Below are 21,752 nucleotides of genomic sequence, written 5' to 3' on the forward strand. Positions count from 1 at the left end.
CCGGGGGTGCGACAAAAAGTTTTGCAGAATCCTGCCGCCAAACGGCGGATGGCTTTGCAAAGCCGGGGTTTCTTTGCGCATGGCTGAAAAATGCCCGGGCCTTTGCAAAATGGCCGCCGGGGAAACGGGCCGCGGCAGAATCACCGCGGCCCGCGCCGTTCATTTGTAGTGGTCGACCGGGGTGCCGGCGATGGCGCTCATGTTCAGCAACCCGCGGGTGGTGATCGAGGGGGTGACGATATGGGCGAGGTTGCCCATGCCCATCAGGATCGGTCCGACCTCGAGCCCGTTCGCCTTGAGCTTCAGCGCGTTCCGGACCCCCGAGGCCGAGTCGGTGCCCGAGAAGACCAGCACGTTCGCCGCGCCCTCGATGCGGGAATTCGGCAGCAGTCGCTCGCGGATGGTCGGGTCCAGCGCCGAATCGACATGCATTTCGCCGTCGAAGATGAAATCGACGCCGCGCGCCTGCAGGATCTCCATCGCCGCGCGCATCTTGCGCCCGGAATCGGTGTCGAGATTGCCGAATTGCGAATGGCTGCACAGCGCCACCTTGGGCGAGATGCCGAAGCGGCGCACATGCCGGGCGGCGCCGATCGCCGTCTCGGCCACCTGTTCCGGGGTCGGCGAGTGGTTGACCTGGGTGTCGGCGATGAACAGCGGTCCGTCTTCCAGAATCATCAGCGACAGCGCGCCATGCGGGCGCAGCCCGTCGCGGGCCAGGACCTGGGTGATGTAGTTCAGGTGCCAGCTGTATTGGCCGAAGGTGCCGCAGATCAGGCTGTCGGCCTCGTTGCGGTGGACCATGACGGCGCCGATGGCGGTGGTGTTGGTGCGCATGATGGCGCGGGCGACTTCGGGGGTGACGCCGCGCCGGGCCATCAGCTCGTGATAGGTGCCCCAATAGTCGCGATAGCGGGGATCGTTTTCCGGGTTCACGATCTCGAAGTCGCGGCCGGGGCGGATCGGCAGGCCGGCGCGCTCGGCACGCATCTCGATCACCTCGGGGCGGCCGATCAGGATCGGCGCGTCGGTGGTTTCCTCCAGCATGGCGTTGGCGGCGCGCAGCACCCGTTCATCCTCGCCCTCGGCGAAGACGATGCGGCGGTTGGCGGTGGCGGCGGCCTCGAAGACCGGGCGCATGATCAGCGCCGAGCGGAAGACCGAGCCGTCCAGCTTGCGCTTGTAGGCGGCGATATCCTCCAGCGGCCGGGTGGCGACGCCGGTTTCCATCGCCGCTCTGGCCACGGCGGTCGAGACCACGCCGATCAGCCGCGGGTCGAAGGGCTTCGGGATCAGGTAGTCCGGGCCGAAGCTCAGCGTCTCGCCGCGATAGGCCGCCGCCGCCTCGGCCGAGGTGGTGGCGCGGGCCAGCGCCGCGATGCCCTCGATGCAGGCCAGCTGCATCTCGTCGTTGATCGTGGTCGCGCCCACGTCCAGCGCGCCGCGGAAGATGAAGGGGAAGCACAGGACGTTGTTGACCTGGTTCGGATAGTCGCTGCGGCCGGTGGCGATGATCGCGTCGGGGGCGACGGCGCGGGCGTCCTCGGGCAGGATCTCGGGCGTGGGGTTGGCGAGCGCAAAGATGATCGGGCGCTTGGCCATGCGGGCGACCATCTCGGGCTTCAGCACGCCGGGGCCGGACAGGCCCAGGAACAGGTCCGCGCCCTCGATCACCTGGTCCAGCGTCCGCAGGTCGGATTTCTGCGCGTATTCCGCCTTTTGCGGCGTCATCTCCTCGGTCCGGCCGTCGTGGACCAGGCCGGCGATGTCGCACAGCCAGACATTCTCGCGCTTGACGCCCAGCTTCAGCAGCATGTTCAGGCAGGCGATGCCGGCCGCGCCGCCGCCGGTCGAGACCACCTTGATATCCTGGAACCGCTTGCCGGCGATGTGCAGCGCGTTGGTGGCGGCGGCGCCGACGACGATGGCGGTGCCGTGCTGGTCGTCGTGAAAGACCGGGATGTTCATCCGCTCGCGGCACAGCTTCTCGACGATGAAGCAGTCGGGGGCCTTGATGTCTTCCAGGTTGATGGCGCCGAAGGTCGGTTCCAGCGCGCAGACGATCTCGGCCAGCTTTTCCGGGTCGGGCTGGTTCAGTTCGATGTCGAAACAGTCGATATTGGCGAATTTCTTGAACAGGACCGCCTTGCCCTCCATCACCGGTTTCGAGGCGATGGCGCCGATATTGCCCAGCCCCAGCACGGCGGTGCCGTTCGAGACCACGGCGACCAGATTGCCGCGCGCGGTATAGCGGGCGGCGGTGGCGGGATCGGCCTTGATTTCCAGGCAGGCCTCGGCCACGCCGGGGGAATAGGCGCGGCTCAGGTCGCGGCCGTTGGCAAGCGGCTTGGTCGCGCGCACCTCGAGCTTACCCGGATGCGGGAATTCGTGATAATCCAGTGCCGCCTGCCTGGCGTTGTCCTGCCGGCGTTCTTCCATGGCCAGAGCCCTCTCCTCTCAAGATGGTTCAGCGTTAAACTATTTTTTCGCGGGGGAACAGGGGGCATCGCCGGGCGGGCGGCCCTCTGCCGGTCTTGCATCGGGACGGGGGCGCGCGCAAAACTGGAAGCGGCAAGGCGGTGGCGAAAAAGGGGACCGGCATGACGCTTCTGGATGCGGCGCGCGAGGTGCGGGAGCGGGCCTATGCGCCCTATTCGAAATTCAAGGTCGGCGCGGCGGTGCGCGGCGTCTCGGGCCGGATCTATGCCGGCTGCAATGTCGAGAACGTCGCCTATCCCGAGGGCACCTGCGCCGAGGCCGGGGCCATCGCCCTGATGGTCGCCTCGGGCGAGACCGAGCTGGTCGAGGTCGCGGTGATGGCCGACAGCCCGACCCCGGTGCCGCCATGCGGCGGCTGCCGGCAGAAGCTGGCCGAGTTCGGCCGCGCCGATACCCCGGTTCTGCTGGCCACCGTCCGCGGCGCCGAGCTGGCCACCACCATCGGCGAGCTGCTGCCCGGACGTTTCGACATCTCGCATCTCTCGGGCACCGAATGACGCCAGCCGATCCCCGTCTGGATCCGCGTCCGGTGATCGCCGCCGTCCGCGACGGGCGCGGGCTGGACGGGGCCGGCGCGGCGCTGATCGCCCGCGGCCTGGCCGAGGGCTGGGTCAGCGACGCCCAGGCCGGGGCCTTCGCCATGGCGGTGCTGATGCGCGGCCTGGACGCGGCGGGGCGGGTGGCGCTGACGCTGGCCATGCGCGATTCCGGCGACGTGCTGCGCTGGGACTTGCCGGGGCCGGTGGTGGACAAGCATTCGACCGGCGGCATCGGCGATACGGTCAGCCTGATCCTGGCGCCGCTGGTCGCCTGTTGCGGCGCCTATGTGCCGATGATCTCGGGCCGGGGGCTGGGCCATACCGGCGGCACGCTGGACAAGCTCGAGGCCATCCCCGGCTTCCGCACCGCGCTGGCCGAGGACGAGTTTCGCCGGGTGGTGGCCGGGACCGGCTGCGCCATCGTCGCGGCGGGGCCCGAGCTGGCGCCGGCGGATGCGCGGCTTTACGCGATTCGCGACGAAAGCGCGACGGTCGGCTCGCTGGACCTGATCACCGCCTCGATCCTGTCGAAGAAGCTGGCGGCGGGGCTCGATGCGCTGGTGCTGGACGTGAAGCAGGGCTCGGGCGCCTTCCTGCGCAATCCGCAGGCGGCGCTGGACCTGGCGCGCGCCCTGGTCTCGACCGCGCAGGGCGCCGGCTGCCGGGTCCGGGCGCTGGTGACCGACATGGACCAGCCGCTGGCCCGTGCCGCCGGCAACGCGCTGGAACTGCGCGAGGCCATCGCCGTCTTGACCGGCGCCCAGGGGCAGGGCGCGCTGCGCGAGCTGTCGCTGTCGCTGTCCGCGGCCTGCCTCGATCTGGTCGGGCTTTCCGGGGCCGGGGCGGCGCTGCAAGGCGGCGCGGCGGCCGAGCGTTTCGCCCGCATGGTGGTGGCGCAAGGCGGGCCGGCCGACCTGCTCGACCGTCCCGACCGCCACCTGCCGGCCGCGCCGGTGATCCGCCCCGTGCCCGGCCATGGCCGCGTCGCCGCCATCGACACCGAGGCGCTGGGGCACGCCGTGGTGGCGCTTGGCGGCGGCCGGCTGCATGCCGGCGACCGCATCGACCCGCGGGTGGGTCTTGCGGATCTGCTGCGCATCGGCGAAGAGGCCGGCGCGGGCCGCCCCCTGGCCTTCGTCCATGCCGCCTCGGAAGCGGCGGCCGAGGCGGCGGTCGCCACGGTGCAGGCCGCCTATCTGCTGGGCGACGGGCCGGGACCGGGCCCGCTGATCCGCTGCGAGGTATCGCCCGATGACTGACAGTCGCGCCTTCCTGATCGTCATGGATTCGGTCGGCATCGGCGGCGCCCCCGACGCGGCCGAGTTCTTCAACGACGGCCTGCCCGATAGCGGCGCCAATACCCTGGCCCATATCGCCCGGGCGTGCCCGCTGGCCATGCCCAATCTCGACGGGCTCGGTCTGGGCGCGGCGGTCCGGCTGGCCAGCGGCGAGGCGGCGCCCGGCCTCGATGCCCGGCCGCAGGGGCTTTGGGGCGCCGCGACCGAAGTGTCGCGCGGCAAGGACACCCCCTCGGGCCATTGGGAGATCGCCGGCGTGCCGGTGCCGTGGGAGTGGCATTATTTCCCCGATACCCGCCCGGCTTTTCCGCCCGAGCTGACCGCCCGCATCGCGCAGGCCGCCGGCACCGAAGGCATCCTCGGCAACGAGCACGCCTCGGGCACCGAGGTGATCGCGCGGCTGGGCGCCGAGCATCTGCGCGGCGGCTGGCCGATCTGCTACACCTCGGCCGACAGCGTGCTGCAGATCGCCGCGCATGAGCAGGCCTTCGGGCTCGAGCGGCTGTATCGGCTGTGCCGGGACGTGGCGGCCATGGTCCATCCCCTGCGCGTCGGCCGGGTGATCGCCCGGCCCTTCACCGGGGCCGAGGGGGCTTTCACCCGCACCGCCAACCGCCGCGACTATGCCATCGCGCCGCCCGGCCGGACCATCCTCGACGCGGCGCAGGCGGCCGGGCGCGTCACCCATGCCATCGGCAAGATCGGCGACATCTTCAGCCATCGCGGCATCGACCGGCTGCACAAGGGCCGGTCCGATGCCGATCTGGCCGAACACCTGCTGCGGCTCGCCGACGAGGCCGAGCCGGGCAGCCTGACCTTTGCCAATTTCGTCGAGTTCGACAGCCTCTACGGCCACCGCCGCGACATCAAGGGTTATGCCCGGGCGCTGGAATGGTTCGACGGCGTGGCCGGCGCGCTGATGCGGCGGCTGCGGCCCGGCGACCTGGCGCTGTTCACCGCCGACCATGGCAACGATCCCAGCTGGCACGGCACCGACCACACCCGCGAACGGGTGCCGGTTCTGGGCTGGGGCTATGGCGCGCGCGCGGTCGGGCTGGTGGGCTTTGCCGATATCGGTGCCTCGGTCGCCGCGCATCTGGGCCTGCCGCAGGTCGGGCCGGGGAGAGCCTTCCTGTGAAATCCGTGAAGAAGATCGAGCTGCACCTGCACCTGGAAGGCGCCGCGCCGCCGGGCTTCATCCGCGCGCTGGCGGCCGAGAAGCAGCGCGACATCGGCGGCATCTTCGACGCGCGCGGCGCCTATGCCTATCGCGGCTTCGACGAGTTCCTGCGCGTCTACGAGGCTGCGACCTCGGTCCTGACCGGTCCGCGCGACTATGCCCGGCTGCTGGCCGAGGTGCTGGCGGAATGCGCCGAACAGGGCGCGATCTATGCCGAGCTGTTCGTCTCGCCCGAGTTCTGCGGCGGCGCCGAGCTTTCGGCCTGGCGCGACTATCTCGCCGCGATGGAGGAGGTCGCCGCCGCGGCCGAGCGCGACGGCATCGCCAGCCGCGCCATCCTGACCGCGATCCGGCATTTCGGCCCGGAACGCGCCCGCCGGACGGCGCTTTGCGCCGCCGAGACCGCGGGCGGCTGGGTCGCCGGCTTCGGCATCGGCGGCGCCGAGAATGTCGGCGAACTGCGCGATTTCGCCTGGTCCTTCGATTGCGCGCGCGAGGCCGGGCTGGGCCTGACCGCCCATGCCGGCGAATGGCGCGGGCCGGAGTCGGTCCGCGATGCCCTGTCGCTGGGCGTTGCCCGCATCGGCCACGGCATCCGCGCCGTCGAGGACCCGGCGCTCCTCCGCGACCTGGCCGAGCGCGGCACCACGCTGGAGGTCTGTCCGGGTTCCAATGTCGCGCTCGGCATCGTGCCGTCCTGGTCCGCCCATCCCATCGCCCGGCTGGCCGATGCGGGCGTGCGGGTCACGGTCTCGACCGACGATCCGCCCTTCTTCCACACTTCGCTTTCCCGCGAATACCAGATGCTTGCCGATGCCTTCGGCTGGGCCGAAGATGAGTTCCGGCAGATGAACCTCTGGGCCGTCGATGCGGCATTCTGCGACGAGACCACCCGCACCCGCCTGCGAAAGGACCTGACATGACCCGGCACCTGACCATCGTCGACCACCCCCTGGTGCAGCACAAGCTGACGATCATGCGCCAGAAGGATGTTTCCACCGCGGGTTTCCGCCGCCTGCTGCGCGAGATCAGCCTGTTGCTGGCCTATGAGGTCACGCGCGAGCTGGAACTGACCACGATCCGCATCGAGACGCCGATTTGCGAGATGGAGGCGCCGACGCTCGAAGGCAAGAAACTGGCGCTGATCTCGATCCTGCGGGCCGGGAACGGGCTTCTGGACGGCATTCTCGAGCTGATCCCGGGCGCGCGCGTGGGCTTTGTCGGCCTGTATCGCGACCCCGAGACGCTGCAGCCGGTGGAATATTACTGCAAGGTTCCGAAGGAATTGGACGCGCGCATGACCATCGTGGTCGATCCGATGCTGGCCACCGGCAACAGCTCGGTCGCGGCCATCGACATGCTGAAGGAACGCGGCGCGAAAAACCTGCGATTCCTGTGCCTTCTGGCCGCGCCCGAGGGGGTCGAGCGCATGCGGCAGGCCCATCCCGACGTGCCGATCTTTACCGCCGCGCTGGATGAGCGGCTGGACGATCACGGCTATATCGTGCCGGGCCTGGGCGATGCCGGAGACCGCATGTTCGGCACCAAATAGGCCGGCGTTAACCGCAGGTTCAGGGTTTTTGCCCTATCACCGTCCCAAAGGGCCGATTCGGGAACGGGACGATGCTGTGGATGCTGCGGATGATGCTGGCGCTGCTGCCGGGACTGGCGCTGGCCCAGGATCTGCGCCCGGCCGAGGAACCGCCGGCGGATTTCTTTGCCCGGCAATATATCGACAGCCGGGGCTGCGTGTTCCTGCGCGACGATGCCGGGCTGTGGGCGCCGCGCCTGGCGCGCGACGGCTCGGCGACCTGCGGCTATCCGCCGACGCTGTCGGCGCGCGGGCTGGACGGCAAGCCGCGGCTGCGGGCGCTGGACCCCGATGCCGGGCGCAGCCATGCCGAGTTGCTGGAGGAAACGCTGTCCCAGGCCGTCATCACCAACCTGCGGCCGGGCGAGCTGGCCAGCGACCCCCGGCCGATGGAGACCCTGCCCGACAGGGGCGGCGAGCCTGCCTCGGCCGGCCCGGCCGAGGCCTTGCGCGCCGCGCTGAGCGCGGCGCCGGCCCTGCGTCAGGGCATGGGCGGTGCGTTGCAGCCGAATCGCCGGCTGTGCGAACTGCTGGGCTATGACGGCGCGCCGGGCGCGGCCCGGCTGGGCGCGGACCCGTCGCAGGGCTATTGCGGCTCGCTGAACCCAGCGGACCTGTCGCGTCTCAGCTTCATGCGCCCGGCCGGCCATCCGGCCACCGCCACGGCCGCGCGGGTCGCGCCGCTGCCGCCAGCGGCGACAGCGCAAGCCGCGACGGTGGCGGGGCTGGGCCGCCAAACCGTTCCCGGGCCTGTGCCGGCCGCGAAGCCGGCCGCTGCGGCACGAGCGATCGTCCCCCAGGACAAGCCCGGGACCAGGCCGCAGCCGGCCGGCAAGAGCCACGGGGGTGCTGGCGCTGCGACCTCCGCCGTCGGCACCATCCCCGCGGGCGCGCGCTATGTGCAGCTTGGGACCTTCGGCAATCCCGACAATGCCGAGCGCGCGGCCCGGCGGCTGGCCGGGCTGGGCTATCCGGTGCTGCGTGGCAGGGACCGGGTGAACGGGCGCGAGGTGCAGTTCATCATGGCCGGCCCGTTCGACGACCGCGAATCCATCGTGCGCGCGCTGGATGCCATCCGCCGCGCCGGCTATCGCGATGCCTTCCCACGCTGACCCAAGCTGGCGGGCGGTCCTGGGGCGGATGGGCGGCTGGCTGCGGGCCGCCGCCGCCTGCCTGCGGCCCCGCCATCCGGCGTCACTGGTCGCAGATCTCCTGCAGGGCGATCCATTCCCGGTCGCTCAGCACCGGCTTGGGCGCGGCGGTGCGGAACGGGTCGGCCTCGATCAGGCCCAGCGTGGCCTCTCCGGTCGGGTCCAGCGAGCGGGCATAGGGCTCGCTCGAGAGGCCGGCGCGGGTGAAATAGGCCAGCAACTGCTCGTCCTCGGGGCGTGGCACCGGATCGGCCAGCAGTTTCTCGCCATAGCCCGACAGCGAGGCTGCCGGCAGCGTTCCCGCGGTCAGCAGGTGGAAGGTCGCCCGCGGTCCGGCATAGCGCAGCGCGGCCAGCAGTGGGTCGTTCGCGACCGCCGCCGCCTGCGCGGCGAGGATATGGCCCGCCGCAACCTCGGGCGAGAGCTGGCCTTCGATCAGGTCCTCGCCCAGCACGGTGATCGGGCCGGGCAGGCGAAGCGCCCCGCGCAGCGTGGCCGGGACCACGGCGATCTGCGCCTCGGGGCCCATCAGCCGCATCGCCAGCTTCTGGCGCACCATGTCGCCCGCGGGCCGCGAGCAGGGGCTGCCGGTGGTCTTGGCGATCTCGGCCAGCACCATGCGCCCGATTTCCGCGCGTTGCGCCGGCGGGGCGATGTCGGCGGCATGTCGCACCAGCGCCGGCGGCACCCAGAACAGCGCCAGCACCGCCATGACCGCGGCGGCGCCCAGCATCAGCCCGCCGCGCAACCGGCCGGGATGCGGCTTGCTGGCCTCGATCACCTGATGCACCTTGGAGATGGCCGCGATCATCAGCTCGTCGTCGATTTCCAGCTCTTCGCCGGCATCGGCGCCGCCCGGCGCGTAGCGGGCCGGCAGCTTGCCGGGGTTGAGCCGCGTCACCGCCGGCAGCGACCAATGCGCCAGCGGCATTTCCGAGCGCGGATCGGTCAGCACCAACGTCGCATCGCCGAACGAGACGATGACGTCGCGCAGCTGCGATTTCGGCGTCTCGCGCCAGATTCCCGCTGCCTCCAGCCGTTGATATTGGTTCAGCGCTGTCATTGCTGCGCGACCGGCCTCCGCTGCCTTTTCCCGACCATAAGCCAAGCCCGGCGCCGGTCAACGGCCCCTGTTGTCACGGAAATTCCGCGCCGGCGCCAGAGTGTCCGCGATGGGCCGCGACAAAATTCGCCATGCGCCCGAGGGCGGTCGCAGGGGCGCCCCCGGTCCCGCGCGAAACCCGCATGCAGCGCCTTCCGCATCCTGCCGGACCACCGTCACGGTCCCGGCCGGTTCGCGCCCTGCACAGGGGACGGGAACGAGGCGGACCAGCCGGGCTCAGGCGTTTTCGGGGACGGCCATGCCGCGCTCGCGCGCCAGTTCGCGGATGCGGTTCTGCAGCTTTTCAAAGGCGCGCACCTCGATCTGGCGGATGCGCTCGCGCGAGACGTCGTAGCGCGAGGACAGGTCCTCGAGCGTCATCGGATCGTCGCGCAGCCGGCGCTCCATCAGGATGTCCTTTTCGCGGTCGTTCAGCACGTCCATGGCGGCGATCAGCATCTCGCGCCGCGTCGACAGCTCGTCGGCCTCGGCGAAGGCCTCGGCTTGGTTGGCATCCTCGTCCTCAAGCCAGTCCTGCCATTGCGCCGTCGATTCGCCGTCGCCCGAGCCCACCGTCGCGTTCAGCGAGGCATCGCCCCCCGACAGCCGGCGGTTCATGTCGATGACTTCCTGCTCGGAGACGTTCAGGTCGTTGGCGATCTGGGCGACGTTCTCGGGGCGCAGGTCGCCTTCCTCCAGCGCGCCCAGCTTGGACTTGGCCTTGCGCAGGTTGAAGAACAGCTTCTTCTGGGCGCTGGTCGTGCCCATCTTCACCAGCGACCAGGACCGCAAGATGTATTCCTGGATCGAGGCGCGGATCCACCACATCGCATAGGTGGCCAGCCGGAAGCCCTTTTCCGGATCGAAGCGCTTGACCGCCTGCATCAGGCCGACATTCGCCTCGGAGATCACCTCGGCCTGCGGCAGGCCGTAGCCGCGATAGCCCATGGCGATCTTGGCGGCGAGCCGCAGGTGGCTGGTCACCAGCTTCTGCGCCGCCTCGGGATCCTCGTGATCCGTCCAGCGCTTGGCCAGCATGTATTCCTCCTCCGGCTCCAGCAGGGGAAACTTGCGGATTTCCTGCAAGTAGCGGTTCAAGCCCTGTTCGGGGCTGGGGGCCGGAAGGTTCGTGTAGTTCGCCATCTGAAAATCCCTGTCCCGCAGAGCAGCGGGCAATTGTGAACGCTATCAGCGCGGTCCGGGTTCCGTCAGCCCGGCGCGCCGCGCAGTTTGGCCAGCAACCCGGCCATGTCGGGCGGCAGCGGGCTGGCAAAGGTCAGCGTCTGGCCGCTGACCGGATGTTCGAAGCCCAGCTCGGCCGCATGCAGGGCCTGGCGGGGAAAGGCGGCGACGGCGCTTGCGGCCTCCGCCCCCAGCGCCCGGGCAGAAGCCCGCCTGTTTCCACCATAGACCGGGTCGCCGACAAGGCCCAATCCCGCATGGGCCATGTGCACGCGGATTTGATGGGTGCGGCCGGTCTCCAGCCGGCATTCGACCAGCATGGCGGCGGGCGGCGTGCCGAAGGTCTCGACCACCCTGGCCCGGGTCACGGCATGGCGGCCGTTGTGAAAGCTGACCGCCTGGCGCTGCCGGTCGCCGGGATGGCGGCCCAGCAGGGTGGTGATGCGCAGCACCCCGCCAGGTTCGAAGGCCAGGCCCGGCAGGCCGCGCAGCCGCGCATCCGCCGGGTCGATCATGCCATGCGCGATGGCGAGATAGCGGCGCTGCGCGCTGTGATCGGCGAATTGCCTTGCCAGGCCCTGATGGGCGCGGTCGGATTTCGCCACCACCAAGAGGCCCGAGGTTTCCTTGTCGATCCGGTGCACGATGCCCGGCCGCGCCGCGCCGCCGATGCCGGAAAGGCTGTCCGCGCAATGCGCCAGCAGCGCGTTGACCAGCGTGCCCGACGGGCTGCCGGGTGCCGGATGCACCACCATGCCGGCGGGCTTGTCCACCACGATCAGGTCTTCGTCCTCATAGGCGATGTTCAGCGGGATCGCCTCGGGCAGGGCGTCAAGCGGCTCGGGTTCGCCGATCTCGACGAAATAGTCGCCGGATTCGGCCCGCGCCTTGCCGTCGGTGACGGAACCCGAGGGGCCGGTCACCGCGCCCTCGGCGATCAGCCGGGCCAGCCGCGAACGCGACAGCACCGCCTGCTCTGGTGCGCAGAGGGCAAGCGCCTTATCAAGGCGCTCGGACAGACCTTCGGGAATGGTGATGAGGATTTCGGCCATGGCACGGGATGATAGGCTGGATGCGGGGCCAGAGGAAGCGCTGCCGATGCTGCGCTGGCTGCGCTTTCTGGTGACCGCGCTGGCGGCGGTGATGGGCCTGGGCGTCTTGGTGATCGCGGCGCTTCTGTGGCTGCGCCTGTCCGAGGCGCCGCTGCCGGAACTGCCCGAGCACATCGCCCTGCCCGAGGGCGCGACGCCCGCCGCCGTCACCTTTGCCCGCGACTGGATCGTGGTGGTGACGGAAGCGGGCGCGGTGCTGCTTTACGACCGCCAGGGGCGGCTGCGCGACCAGGTTCAGCCCTGAGCCGAGTCACCGGCCTTGCCGCCGTTGGTGCCGGCGGCACCGGGGGCCTTGCCTTCCAGCGCATCCAGCCGGGCACGCAGTTCGGCATTCTCGGTCCTTGCCTTGATCGCCATTTCGCGCACCGCCTCGAATTCCTCGCGGGTGACGAAGTCGCGCTCGGCCAGCCAGCGGTCGATCCAGCTGTTGAAGGCGGTCTGCGCCTCGTCCTTGGCGCCCTGCGCCACGCCCATGGCGTTGGTCATCAATTTCGAGAGATCGTCGAGAAAGCGGTTGTTCGCGGTCATGGCGGGCCTTTCGGTTCAGCGTCGGCCCCTATATGGCCCTGCCGGGGCCGCTGTTCAATTGCCTGACGGCGGCGGTTGACACCGGGCCGCCCCCGCGTAGCCTGCCCGCGCCGAAACGAGGAGCCCATGATCCCCTTTCCCGACATTTCGCCCGAGATCTTCACCATCCATCTTTTCGGCATGGATTTCTCGCTGCGCTGGTATGCGCTGGCCTATCTGGCCGGGCTGCTGATCGGCTGGCGCATCATCGTGGCGCTGATGCGGCGGCCGCGGCTTTGGGGCGATGGCGCGCCGATGCGTCCCGAGCAGGTCGAGGAATTGCTGACCTGGGTGATCGTCGGCGTGGTTCTGGGCGGGCGGCTGGGCTTCGTGCTGTTCTACGAGCCGGGCTATTACCTGGCCAATCCCGGACAGATCCCGGTGATCTGGCGCGGCGGCATGTCCTTTCACGGCGGTTTCCTGGGCGTGGTGCTGGCCTCGTGGTGGTTCTGCCGGCGGCACGGCATCCCGGCGCTGCGGCTGGCCGATGCGCTGTCGGTGGCGACGCCCGTCGGGCTGGGCCTTGGCCGGGTGGCGAATTTCATCAATGCCGAGCTGTGGGGGCGGCCGACCGACGCGCCCTGGGGGGTGATCTTCCCGGGCGAGGCGGCGCAGGCCTGTCCCGGCGTCACCGGCCCCTGCGCCCGGCATCCGAGCCAGCTTTACGAGGCCGGGCTGGAGGGGGTGCTGCTGGCGCTGGTGCTGGTGCTGCTGGTCCGCGCTGGCGGCTTGCGGCGGCCGGGGCAGGCGCTGGGGGTCTTCGTGATGGGCTACGGGTTGTCGCGCTTTGTGGTCGAGTTCTTCCGCCAGGCCGATGCGCAATTCATCACCCCCGACAATCCGCTGGGCCATGTGCTGGGCGGGCCGGTCTGGGGCGTGACCATGGGGCAGGTGCTGTCGCTGCCGATGGTGCTGGTCGGGCTGGCCTTCCTGATCCGCGCCCGCGCGCGGCCGGCCATCGCCCCGACCGCCGCATGACCCCGCTGGCGCGGACCATTGCCGCGCGCATCCGGCTGTCGGGACCGATGCGGCTGGACGACTACATGCAGCTTTGCCTGCTGCATCCCCAGCATGGCTATTACGCGACCCGCGATCCCTTCGGCGTGGCGGGCGATTTCACCACCGCGCCCGAGATCAGCCAGATGTTCGGCGAGATGGTCGGGCTGGCGCTGGCGCAGGCCTGGCTGGACCAGGGCCGCCCGGCGCCCTTCACCCTGGCCGAGATCGGCCCGGGGCGCGGCACGCTGATGGCCGACATTCTGCGCGCCATCCGCGTGGTGCCGGGCATGGCCGCGGCGGCGCGGGTGGTGCTGGTCGAGGCCTCGCCGCATCTGCGCCGGGTGCAGCGCGAAAAGCTGGGCGAAATCAGTCATGTGGAGGATGTGTCCGGGCTGCCGGAAGCGCCGCTGTTCCTGGTCGCCAACGAGTTTTTCGACGCGCTGCCGATCCGCCAGTTCCAGATGGGCGGGCAGGGCTGGGCCGAGCGGGTGGTGGTCCTGGACCCCGAGGGCGGGCTGGCGCTGGGGCTCGCCGCGGTGGCCGAACAGCCGCTGCCGCCTGCGCCCGAGGGCACGGTGCGCGAGCTTTGCTCGGCGGCCGGACCCATCGTCGCGACCCTGGCCGGGCGGATCGCGGCGCATGGCGGCTGCGCCATCGTCATCGACTATGGCGGCTGGGACGGGCAGGGCGACACCTTCCAGGCGCTGCGCCGGCACCGGCCCGAGGATCCGCTGGCCCATCCCGGCGAGGCCGATCTGACCGCGCATGTCGATTTCGCGCCGCTGGCCGGAACGGCGCGGGCCCTGGGCATCCGCGTCTCGGGCATGATAAGCCAGGGCGAATGGCTGTTGCGGCTGGGCATCGCGCAACGGGCGCAGCGCCTGGCGGCGGCCGGGGACGGCGGCGCCATGGCGGCGCTTCATCGCTTGACCGCGCCCGGCGAAATGGGTCACCTGTTCAAGGTGCTGGCCTTCTGGGCTCGCCATGCGCCCGCGCCTCCTGGAATAGAGCCCCTGGACGATGATGCACACCACGCTTGAGATCCTGACCCATCCGCTGCTCGCCTCGGTGCGGCATGGCTTCTTCACCCGCCGCGGCGGCGCTTCCTCGGGGCTGTTTTCCGGGCTGAACTGCGGCTATGGCTCGAGCGATCAGGGCGAGATGGTGACCATCAACCGCGCCCGCGTCGCCGAGGCGATGGGCGTGCCGCCGGGCGGGCTTGCCACCGTGCATCAGGTCCATTCCGCCGATGTCGCCGTGCTGCGCGCCGGCGACGAAGCCGCTGATTTCGCGACGATTCGCGCCGACGGCATCGTGACCGACCAGCCGGGCGTGGCGCTGGCGGTGCTGACGGCGGATTGCCAGCCGATCCTGCTGGCCGACCCCGAGGCCGGGGTGATCGGCGCCGTCCATGCCGGCTGGCGCGGTGCGCTGTCGGGGGTGATCGAGGCGGCGGTGGGCGCCATGAACGACCTGGGCGCCCGGCGCATCCGCGCGGTGATCGGCCCGACGATCAGCCAGCGCGCCTATGAGGTCGGCGAGGATTTCATGGACGCGTTCCTGGCCGAGGACCCGGACTATCACCGCTTCTTCGCCGGTGGGCCGAACGGCCGGCCGATGTTCGACCTGCCCTCGTTCGGGCTGATGCGGCTGCGCGAGGCCGGGGCCGAGGCGGAATGGACCGGGCGCTGCACCTATTCCGACCCGGAGCGGTTCTTTTCCTATCGCCGCAGCACGCATCAGAACGAGGCGGATTACGGGCGGCTGATCTCGGCGATCGCGCTGTGAGGCAACGGGCGTGCGCGGGGCGCGCAACGCGGCTTTCAAGGCGTTAATCCTGCTGGAAATGCGGGCGTGACGGCCGTACACCGGGCGTACACAGGCCGTATGCCGGGGGGCGGACATTCCCAGCCGGGCCGAGGGGGCCTTGGGCGCTGTCAGCGTCGCGGGACGCAGCGGTCACAAGACCGTTGCGTCAGCTGGGCAGGGTGGTTTTCCGCGGCAGCCGACGGAATGTTGCGCTGTGCAATTGTCCCGGGGCGAAAAACCGACCATGATCGGGGCGAGTGCTTTGGCGCGGAATGTCAGCAGCGATAGGATGTCCCGGTTGAACCCCCTGTTCTACAGCTTCGGGCTGATGCTGCTGGTTTTGGGCCCGATTTCCGGCGGCGCGGTTCGCGCCGAGGATGTCTCATTGCGGCCGGAGGACTTCATCCCGGTCATCCAGAGCCGGGCGATGACCGAGCGGCTGGATGAGCTGGCCGCAGTGTTCGAGAACGATCCGGAGGCCGTTGCATCCCTGGTCGACAATGAGATCGGCGGGCGCATCGCCATGCAGCGCTATGCAAGGGCGATGGTCGAGGCCGGGGCGGCGGCGCGGCTTGGCCAGCAATGGGCGTTGTTGATCGCCGACCCGGACAGCCTTGGGCGGCCGGTGTTTCAAGATGGCGGCGTCCGGTTCCCATTGGCGGCGAATGCGGGGTTTGCGACCGGGGCAATGATGACGGCGCTGAAGGATGACCAAGAGGCGGCCGAACGGTTTGCGCGCGGCGCAGATATCTCCACGCCGGTGGCGGGTGAGGCCGCGTCGGAATGGCTCATGAAAGCCGCCGCGCCTTTGTCGCGGCCGGCAAGGGCCGCATTCGGCAGCGCCATGCGCGCCGGCGCCCATCAGGAATAGGCGGTCCGGTTCGCCGGGCCGGGAAAACCGGGTCACGATGGCGAAGGGGCCGGTCGAGACCGATCTTCGGAACGGGGCATTCAACCCGGGTGGCCCAGGTCAGTGAACGGGCCGTGTCGCCCGCCGCGGAAGCGCTGGACCAGCAAGTCGAACAGCAATCGGAGTAACGATATGCGGACATATGCGATGCTTTTGGCATTTTTGGGGCTGACGATTGCACCGCCCTCGGCGGGGCAGGATTTTCCGGTTCCGTTTGACGGGCTTGCCACAGACATGGCGATGAATGCTTTGCACAGCTCGATGCTCAACAGCATGTTGGAGCAGAATGACGATGAGCCGGCGACGGAAACACGAGCTGCCGTGGAAACCGGCTATGCGGCATCGGCAGCGGTAAGCGCGCAGGCGCAGCGCCAGTTCATCGCCTTTGTCCGCGAGACCTCCGGTGCGGCCGGCGCCGAGGCGGTCGAACTGGAATTCAGAAAAGCAAGCCCGTCCCAGATCTGGGCCGGGATGGTCGCAGGGGACGGGCTGCGGCCAGGCGATGCGGTGGACGCAGTTGCAGGATACTGGATGCTCAACTGGATCATCGCCAACAGGGCGCATGAGACGGATTTTGATACCCGCCCCATATTGATTCAGGCCCGGTTGGCGCTGTCGCAAAATGGCGGTTTCCGGGCGTTGACCGAGGCGCAACGCCAGGAGCTTTCAGAGGTGTTGATGATGAACTTTCTCATTCAACAGGCTGTTTACAGTGATGCTGTGGCGAAGGGGAACGAGCCGATGCAGGCGGCGCTTGCCGACGCAGCAGTCGCGCGTTTTCGGAATGAGGCCGGGGTGGACCTGCGCGCGATTACGGTAACGGATCGCGGCTTCGCGTCCCGCTAGCTCGTGCCGGAGACCGCCATGCGACCGTCCCGGCCGACAAGCAGGCGATCATCCATCTTCAGATGGACCAAGCCTTCCGGCGCCGCCCTGTCGGCCGTCAACAGCGACGCCGGGCGGCGTCGCGCGACCGTCCGCACTGGCCTCAGCCCCTTTATCCCACCGCCGCCGCGCGTTCCTCGACCACCGCGAAGGGCACGCCGGGTTCGTCCTTGGCGCAGCGGATCACCAGCGAGGTCTTGACCGAGGCCACGTTCGGCGCCGCCGTCAGGCTTTCGGTCAGGAAGCGCTGGAAGCTCGGCAGGTCGGGCGAGACGCATTTCAGGATGAAGTCGATCTCGCCGTTCAGCATGTGGCATTCGCGCACCAGCGGCCAGTCGCGGCACAGCGTCTCGAAGGCCGAAAGGTCGCGCTCGGACTGGCTGAGCAGGCGGACCATGGCGAAGACCTGCACCTCGAAGCCCAGCTCGCGGGCGTCGATATCGGCATGGTAGCCGCGGATATAGCCCATCTCCTCGAGCGCGCGGACCCGGCGCAGGCAGGGCGGGGCCGAGATGCCCACCCGTCGCGCCAGCTCGACATTGGTCATCCGACCGTCGCCCTGCAGTTCCGCCAGGATTTTTCGGTCGATCTCGTCAAGTCTGGCGCCGCTCATCTGTTCCTCTTGGGCCGTTCGCTCGGCCAAAATCATGCCGGAAGCTACCCCGCCGGGTGGCTTTGCGCAATATTCTTTCCGCCACCGCAGCCTGCCCGCAGGTGGATTGCATGAGGCGGCGGGGGTGATTACCTAGGCGGCGCAACGCAAAAGGTCCAGCTTCATGTCCCAAGATTCCGTCGATGCCGCCAGCCCCGCTGCCGATGCCGTCCTGCCCGCCCATAGCCGGGTGCTGATCGTGGGCTCGGGTCCGGCGGGCTATACCGCCGCCGTCTATGCCTCGCGCGCCATGCTGAGCCCGGCGCTGATCCAGGGCATGCAGCCCGGCGGCCAGCTGACCATCACCACCGAGGTCGAGAACTGGCCCGGCGAGACCGAGATCCAGGGCCCCGAACTGATGGTGAAGATGGAGGCCCATGCCAAGGCGATGGGCGCGCGCATCTTCATCGACACGGTGACGAAGCTGGACCTGACGGTGCGGCCCTTTGTCGCGACGCTGGATTCCGGCGCCACCATCACCGCCGATGCGGTGATCCTGGCCACCGGGGCGCAGGCGCGCTGGCTGGGCCTGCCGAGCGAGGAGAAGTTCAAGGGTTTCGGCGTCTCGGCCTGCGCCACCTGCGACGGTTTCTTCTATCGCGGCCGCGAGGTGGTGGTGGTGGGCGGCGGCAATACCGCCGTCGAGGAGGCGCTGTTCCTGACCAATTTCGCCAGCAAGGTGACGCTGGTGCACCGCCGCGACAGCCTGCGGGCGGAAAAGATCCTGCAGGAGCGGCTGTTCCGCCATCCCAAGGTCGCGGTGCTGTGGGACCACGAACTGGCCGAGGTCGAGGGCACCGAGGCGCCGCTGGGCGTCACCGGCGTCAAGCTCCGCCACGTCGCGCAGGGAACCGAACAGGTGATCCCGGCGGATGGGGTGTTCATCGCCATCGGCCACGCCCCGGCATCCGAGCTGGTGCGGGATCAGCTGGAGCTGCACAATGGCGGCTATGTGAAGGTCGAGCCGGGCACCACCCGCACCTCGATCCCCGGCGTCTTCGCGGCCGGCGACCTGACCGACCACATCTATCGCCAGGCGGTGACCAGCGCCGGCATGGGCTGCATGGCGGCCTTGGATGCCGAGCGCTGGCTGGCCGAGCATGACATGGCCGGAGAGCCGAACCGCCACGCCGCCGAGATCCCGGCGTGACGGCCTTTGCCGCCTTGCCCGAGCTTTATGTCAGCCCCGCCGCCGGGCAGGGCCTGCGGGCGGATGCCGCGCGGCTGGCGGCCTGGGACCTGACCGCCGAGCAGACGGCCGAACTGGCGCTGATGATGGATGGCGGGCTGTTTCCGCTGCGCGGCTACCTGTCCCAGGCCGATCATCAGGCGGTGCTGGCGGACGGCCGGCTGGCCTCGGGCATGGTCTGGCCGCTGCCGCTGGCACTGGCGGTTCCGGACGGCCTTGCCGCCGAGCTGGAGCCGGGCCAGGACATCGCGCTGCGGGAACCCGGCGGCGCCGTGCTGGCGATCATGTCGGTGACCGATATCTGGGGCGCCGGCCCGGCGCTGCTGGGCGGCCGCATCAAGGGGCTGGCGGCACCGCGCGGCCGCGACGCGGCGCTGACCCCGAATGCGCTGCGGGCGCGGTTCCGGGCGGCGGGCTGCCGGCAGGTGCTGGCCGAGCTTGGCGCGGGCGGGGTGATGCTGCGCCCGGACCGGGGCGAGCCGGTGGCGCTGCCGCTGGCCGTCGAGAGCGCCCTGGGCCAGGCGATCCTGGCGCGCAACCACGGCGCCACGCATCTGCTGCTGCCCGAGGACGCGGCGGCGCGGCGGCTGCTCTGCGCCCATGCGGACGGGCTGGGGCTCGACCCCGTCGGCTGACGGCGCGTTGACCGGCACGGCCGCATCGCCTATCGCAAGAGGCAGAGAGTGGGAGCGCAGATGACCGAGCCTGTCCTGATCCTGACCATGAAATGGGGCACGATCTACGGTGCAGAAGATGTGAACCGGCTTTATCGGCAGGTTCGGCGCCATCTGGCGCGGCCGCATCGCTTCATCTGCTTCACCGACGACGCCGAGGGCATCGACCCCGGCGTCGAGGCGCTGCCGCTGCCCGAGCTGGGCCTGCCCAAGGGCCATGGTGACACGCGCTGGCGCAAGCTGGCGCTGTTCCGCCGCGACCTGGGCGGCTTTGCCGGCATGACGGCGCTGTTTCTGGACCTGGACCTGGTGGTGGTGGACGACCTGGCGCCGTTCTTCGACCTGCCGGGCGATTTCTTCATCATCCGCGACGACGACCTGTTTCGCGCCAAGCCGCTGCGCAAGGTCAATCCGGCCCGCGACCGTTTCCTGCATTCGGTCGGCAACAGCTCGGTCTTCCGCTACGAGGTCGGGGCGCATGGCTATGTCCTGGACGCCTATCTGGCCGATCCGCAGGCGGCGACCGCGCGATACGAGATCAGCCAGCAGTTCCAGAGCGCCCAGCTCGCCGCGCAGGGCAACCTGCATTACTGGCCGAAAGGCTGGTGCGTCAGCTTCAAGAACGATTGCGTGCCGCGGCATTTCCGCAGCTTCCTGGCCGATCCGGCCTTGCCCGAGGGCGCGAAGATCGTGCTGTTCGCCGGGGCGCCGAAGATGGAGGACGTGTTCGCCGGCCGCGGCCACAAATGGTATCGCCGCATCGGCAATATCGACTGGCTGAGAAAGGCCTGGCAGGGATGATCGCGGATGCCTTGCGGCGCCTGAAGCAGGCCCGGCGCATCAGGGCGGCCGAGGCCGAGATCCTGGCCCGCCGCGTCGCGCCGGCGCCGCATGGGCTGCGGGCGCCGCTGGTCGTCAGCCTGACCAGCTATCCGGCGCGTTTCGCCAGCCTGCATCTGGTGCTGCGCTCGCTGCTGACGCAGACGGTGGCGGCGGACCGGGTGATCCTGTGGCTGGACGCGGGCGACGAGGCGAAGCTGACCCCCGAGATCCGGGCGCTGGGGGTCGAGACGCGGATCTGCCCGAACTGGCGCAGCTACAAGAAGATCGTGCCGGCGCTGCTGGAGGCGCCGGATGCCTTCATCGTCACCGCCGACGACGATGTCTATTACGGCGCCGACTGGCTGGCGCAGATGGTGCGCCGGGCGGGGGCGGGCGTGGTCTGCCACCGCGCGCATCGCGTGGCGCTGCGCGACGGCCGGCCCGCCGCCTATGGCGACTGGCAGCGCAACATCGGCCGGCCCGAGGCCGGGCCGCTGGTCTTTCCGACCGGGGTGGGGGGCGTGCTCTATGCGCCGGGGGTGTTCCACCCGGACGTGACCGATGCGGCGCTGTTCCAGCGGCTGGCGCCCTCGGCCGACGATGTCTGGCTTTACTGGATGCACCGGCTGGCGGGGTCGCGGCCGGAAAAGATCGGCGGCCGCTTCCGCATCACCGAATGGCCGGGCACCCAGGCGCAGAACCTGCGCGCCGGCAACCTGGCCGGCGACGGCAACGACCGCGCGCTGCGCGCCATGCTGGAGCATTACGGCTTTCCGGCCTGAACCGGCGTCCGTTACGGCGCCAGCCGCCGGGCGCTCAGCCGGCCGGGATCGCGCACGCGGATCAGGCCGCGGCGCTGCTCGATGATGCCTTCGGCGCGCAGCTCGGCCAGGGTGCGGTTGACGGTCTGGCGCGAGCAGCCGGCCAGCAGCGCCAGCTGCGACTGGCTGACCTGGACCTCGGGCCGCTCGGTCGTGGTCATGCGCAGCAGGTGCATGCAGATCCGCCCCTCGGCCGAGTAGAATTGCGCGATGGCCTGCAGCCGGTTGTCGCGCACCAGCCGACCATGCAGGATGCCGGCGAAATTGCGCAGCAGCACCGCCAACGGCACATGCCGCATCAGCAGCGGCGCGGTGAAGCACAGCAGCCTGGTGTTCGGCAGGGTGCGGCAGGAGGCGGCGCAGGTCTTGCCGGACAGCAGCTCGATCTCGCCCATCACCTCGCCGGGGCCGGCGACATGGGCGATGACGGTGTTGCCGTCCACGTCGATGAAGCTGACCTCGATCTGGCCCTCGATGATCAGATAGGCGACGTCGGTTTCCTCGTCCTGGCTGAGGATCTCGGTGGGGGTGGGAAAGACCCGCGGCGTGCATTCGGCATAGAAGGCCAGCCGCGCCTCGACGCCCAGCCCCTCGATCAGGTCGGGCGACAGGCTTTCCCAGCGCCCCGGCTGCTGGAACCATGGCGGCAGGCCCGGCGCTTTTCGAACGGGGCCCGGCTGCGGGCTCCGGCGGATCGGGCTGTCATTGGTCAAGAGGCCGCCCCAGTTTGAATCATGCGCGTCAGGTGACGCGCATGATTTTACACGAAC

The 21,752-nt window shown here is 69.9% G+C and carries 23 protein-coding genes; 16 read left to right on the plus strand and 7 right to left on the minus strand.

The genetic code is table 11. The features are described from left to right. Positions 1–159 precede the first annotated feature (159 nt). Positions 160–2,439 carry an NADP-dependent malic enzyme gene (locus ACFOMP_RS08680; RefSeq protein ID WP_379029552.1) on the minus strand — a complete coding sequence of 760 codons (2,280 nt, stop codon included), beginning with the start codon at positions 2,437–2,439 and terminating at the stop codon, positions 160–162. Between the two features lie 161 nt (positions 2,440–2,600). Here ACFOMP_RS08680 and ACFOMP_RS08685 point away from each other — a divergent pair, with 161 nt between their 5' ends. From ACFOMP_RS08685 to ACFOMP_RS08710, 6 genes are all read left to right on the plus strand, one after another. After that, entirely contained in the window at positions 2,601–2,996 is a 396-nt protein-coding gene (locus ACFOMP_RS08685) for a cytidine deaminase (protein ID WP_379029554.1), read from the plus strand. Then, positions 2,993–4,297: a thymidine phosphorylase gene (locus tag ACFOMP_RS08690; protein ID WP_379029556.1), complete on the plus strand. Its 1,305-nt coding sequence runs from the start codon at positions 2,993–2,995 to the stop codon at positions 4,295–4,297. Before ACFOMP_RS08685 ends, ACFOMP_RS08690 begins: the two co-directional genes overlap by 4 nt. Further along, on the plus strand, positions 4,290–5,474 hold the full coding sequence (locus ACFOMP_RS08695; protein ID WP_379029559.1) for a phosphopentomutase: 1,185 nt from the start codon (positions 4,290–4,292) through the stop codon (positions 5,472–5,474). Before ACFOMP_RS08690 ends, ACFOMP_RS08695 begins: the two co-directional genes overlap by 8 nt. Then, positions 5,471–6,439, plus strand: coding sequence for an adenosine deaminase (locus ACFOMP_RS08700; protein WP_289893309.1), 969 nt, complete (start codon positions 5,471–5,473; stop codon positions 6,437–6,439). The genes ACFOMP_RS08695 and ACFOMP_RS08700 overlap by 4 nt, the downstream gene beginning before the upstream one ends. Next, entirely contained in the window at positions 6,436–7,068 is a 633-nt protein-coding gene (gene upp, locus ACFOMP_RS08705) for a uracil phosphoribosyltransferase (RefSeq protein ID WP_019353488.1), read from the plus strand. Before ACFOMP_RS08700 ends, upp begins: the two co-directional genes overlap by 4 nt. A 71-nt stretch (positions 7,069–7,139) precedes the next feature. Next, a complete protein-coding gene (locus ACFOMP_RS08710; RefSeq protein WP_379029563.1) occupies positions 7,140–8,219 on the plus strand; it encodes an SPOR domain-containing protein in 1,080 nt (359 codons plus the stop codon). Between the two features lie 82 nt (positions 8,220–8,301). On the opposite strand, the gene ACFOMP_RS08715 is transcribed toward ACFOMP_RS08710, so the two are convergent. The 3 genes from ACFOMP_RS08715 to ACFOMP_RS08725 all read right to left on the minus strand — a co-directional run bounded on the left by ACFOMP_RS08715 (position 8,302) and on the right by ACFOMP_RS08725 (position 11,594). Then, complete coding sequence (locus ACFOMP_RS08715; RefSeq protein WP_379029566.1) at positions 8,302–9,321, minus strand: hypothetical protein; 1,020 nt, start codon at positions 9,319–9,321, stop codon at positions 8,302–8,304. A gap of 276 nt (positions 9,322–9,597) precedes the next feature. Further along, positions 9,598–10,503, minus strand: coding sequence for an RNA polymerase sigma factor RpoH (gene rpoH, locus ACFOMP_RS08720; protein WP_289893313.1), 906 nt, complete (start codon positions 10,501–10,503; stop codon positions 9,598–9,600). A gap of 65 nt (positions 10,504–10,568) precedes the next feature. After that, positions 10,569–11,594: an RluA family pseudouridine synthase gene (locus tag ACFOMP_RS08725; RefSeq protein ID WP_289893314.1), complete on the minus strand. Its 1,026-nt coding sequence runs from the start codon at positions 11,592–11,594 to the stop codon at positions 10,569–10,571. Here ACFOMP_RS08725 and ACFOMP_RS08730 point away from each other — a divergent pair. Then, entirely contained in the window at positions 11,593–11,898 is a 306-nt protein-coding gene (locus ACFOMP_RS08730) for a DUF6476 family protein (protein ID WP_332909055.1), read from the plus strand. The genes ACFOMP_RS08725 and ACFOMP_RS08730 overlap by 2 nt on opposite strands. Here ACFOMP_RS08730 and ACFOMP_RS08735 read toward each other — a convergent pair. After that, positions 11,889–12,182 carry an accessory factor UbiK family protein gene (locus ACFOMP_RS08735; protein ID WP_379029571.1) on the minus strand — a complete coding sequence of 98 codons (294 nt, stop codon included), beginning with the start codon at positions 12,180–12,182 and terminating at the stop codon, positions 11,889–11,891. The two genes, ACFOMP_RS08730 and ACFOMP_RS08735, sit on opposite strands and share 10 nt — an antisense overlap. A 126-nt stretch (positions 12,183–12,308) precedes the next feature. Here ACFOMP_RS08735 and lgt point away from each other — a divergent pair, with 126 nt between their 5' ends. The 5 genes from lgt to ACFOMP_RS08760 all read left to right on the plus strand — a co-directional run bounded on the left by lgt (position 12,309) and on the right by ACFOMP_RS08760 (position 16,785). After that, positions 12,309–13,199 carry a prolipoprotein diacylglyceryl transferase gene (gene lgt, locus ACFOMP_RS08740; protein WP_379029574.1) on the plus strand — a complete coding sequence of 297 codons (891 nt, stop codon included), beginning with the start codon at positions 12,309–12,311 and terminating at the stop codon, positions 13,197–13,199. Then, entirely contained in the window at positions 13,196–14,260 is a 1,065-nt protein-coding gene (locus ACFOMP_RS08745) for a class I SAM-dependent methyltransferase (RefSeq protein WP_379029577.1), read from the plus strand. Before lgt ends, ACFOMP_RS08745 begins: the two co-directional genes overlap by 4 nt. After that, positions 14,244–15,008: a peptidoglycan editing factor PgeF gene (gene pgeF, locus ACFOMP_RS08750; protein ID WP_289893318.1), complete on the plus strand. Its 765-nt coding sequence runs from the start codon at positions 14,244–14,246 to the stop codon at positions 15,006–15,008. The genes ACFOMP_RS08745 and pgeF overlap by 17 nt, the downstream gene beginning before the upstream one ends. Positions 15,009–15,327: 319 nt before the next feature. Then, positions 15,328–15,900: a hypothetical protein gene (locus ACFOMP_RS08755; RefSeq protein ID WP_379029580.1), complete on the plus strand. Its 573-nt coding sequence runs from the start codon at positions 15,328–15,330 to the stop codon at positions 15,898–15,900. A 186-nt stretch (positions 15,901–16,086) separates the two neighbouring features. After that, the gene (locus ACFOMP_RS08760) at positions 16,087–16,785 is read left to right on the plus strand and encodes a DUF6683 family protein (protein WP_289893320.1); all 699 of its coding nucleotides are present in this window, start codon (positions 16,087–16,089) and stop codon (positions 16,783–16,785) included. 151 nt (positions 16,786–16,936) lie between these two features. Here the strand turns inward: ACFOMP_RS08760 and ACFOMP_RS08765 are convergent, their stop codons facing one another. After that, positions 16,937–17,437, minus strand: coding sequence for an Lrp/AsnC family transcriptional regulator (locus tag ACFOMP_RS08765; RefSeq protein ID WP_289893321.1), 501 nt, complete (start codon positions 17,435–17,437; stop codon positions 16,937–16,939). Between the two features lie 163 nt (positions 17,438–17,600). Here ACFOMP_RS08765 and trxB point away from each other — a divergent pair, with 163 nt between their 5' ends. Genes trxB through ACFOMP_RS08785 form a run of 4 tightly spaced genes read left to right on the plus strand, consistent with a single transcriptional unit; the run spans position 17,601 to position 20,943 of the window. After that, entirely contained in the window at positions 17,601–18,626 is a 1,026-nt protein-coding gene (gene trxB / locus ACFOMP_RS08770) for a thioredoxin-disulfide reductase (RefSeq protein ID WP_379029583.1), read from the plus strand. Continuing rightward, on the plus strand, positions 18,623–19,300 hold the full coding sequence (locus ACFOMP_RS08775) for a transcription antiterminator BlgG (RefSeq protein ID WP_379029586.1): 678 nt from the start codon (positions 18,623–18,625) through the stop codon (positions 19,298–19,300). The genes trxB and ACFOMP_RS08775 overlap by 4 nt, the downstream gene beginning before the upstream one ends. 60 nt (positions 19,301–19,360) lie before the next feature. Beyond that, complete coding sequence (locus tag ACFOMP_RS08780; protein ID WP_379029589.1) at positions 19,361–20,140, plus strand: hypothetical protein; 780 nt, start codon at positions 19,361–19,363, stop codon at positions 20,138–20,140. Beyond that, positions 20,137–20,943, plus strand: coding sequence for a glycosyltransferase family 2 protein (locus ACFOMP_RS08785; RefSeq protein WP_379029592.1), 807 nt, complete (start codon positions 20,137–20,139; stop codon positions 20,941–20,943). The genes ACFOMP_RS08780 and ACFOMP_RS08785 overlap by 4 nt, the downstream gene beginning before the upstream one ends. 11 nt (positions 20,944–20,954) lie before the next feature. Here ACFOMP_RS08785 and ACFOMP_RS08790 read toward each other — a convergent pair whose 3' ends face one another. Continuing rightward, a complete protein-coding gene (locus ACFOMP_RS08790; protein WP_379029595.1) occupies positions 20,955–21,695 on the minus strand; it encodes a Crp/Fnr family transcriptional regulator in 741 nt (246 codons plus the stop codon). Positions 21,696–21,752: the final 57 nt, after the last annotated feature.

Origin of the sequence: Paracoccus simplex, from assembly GCF_042648325.1 — a bacterium.
GTDB lineage: Bacteria > Pseudomonadota > Alphaproteobacteria > Rhodobacterales > Rhodobacteraceae > Paracoccus > Paracoccus simplex.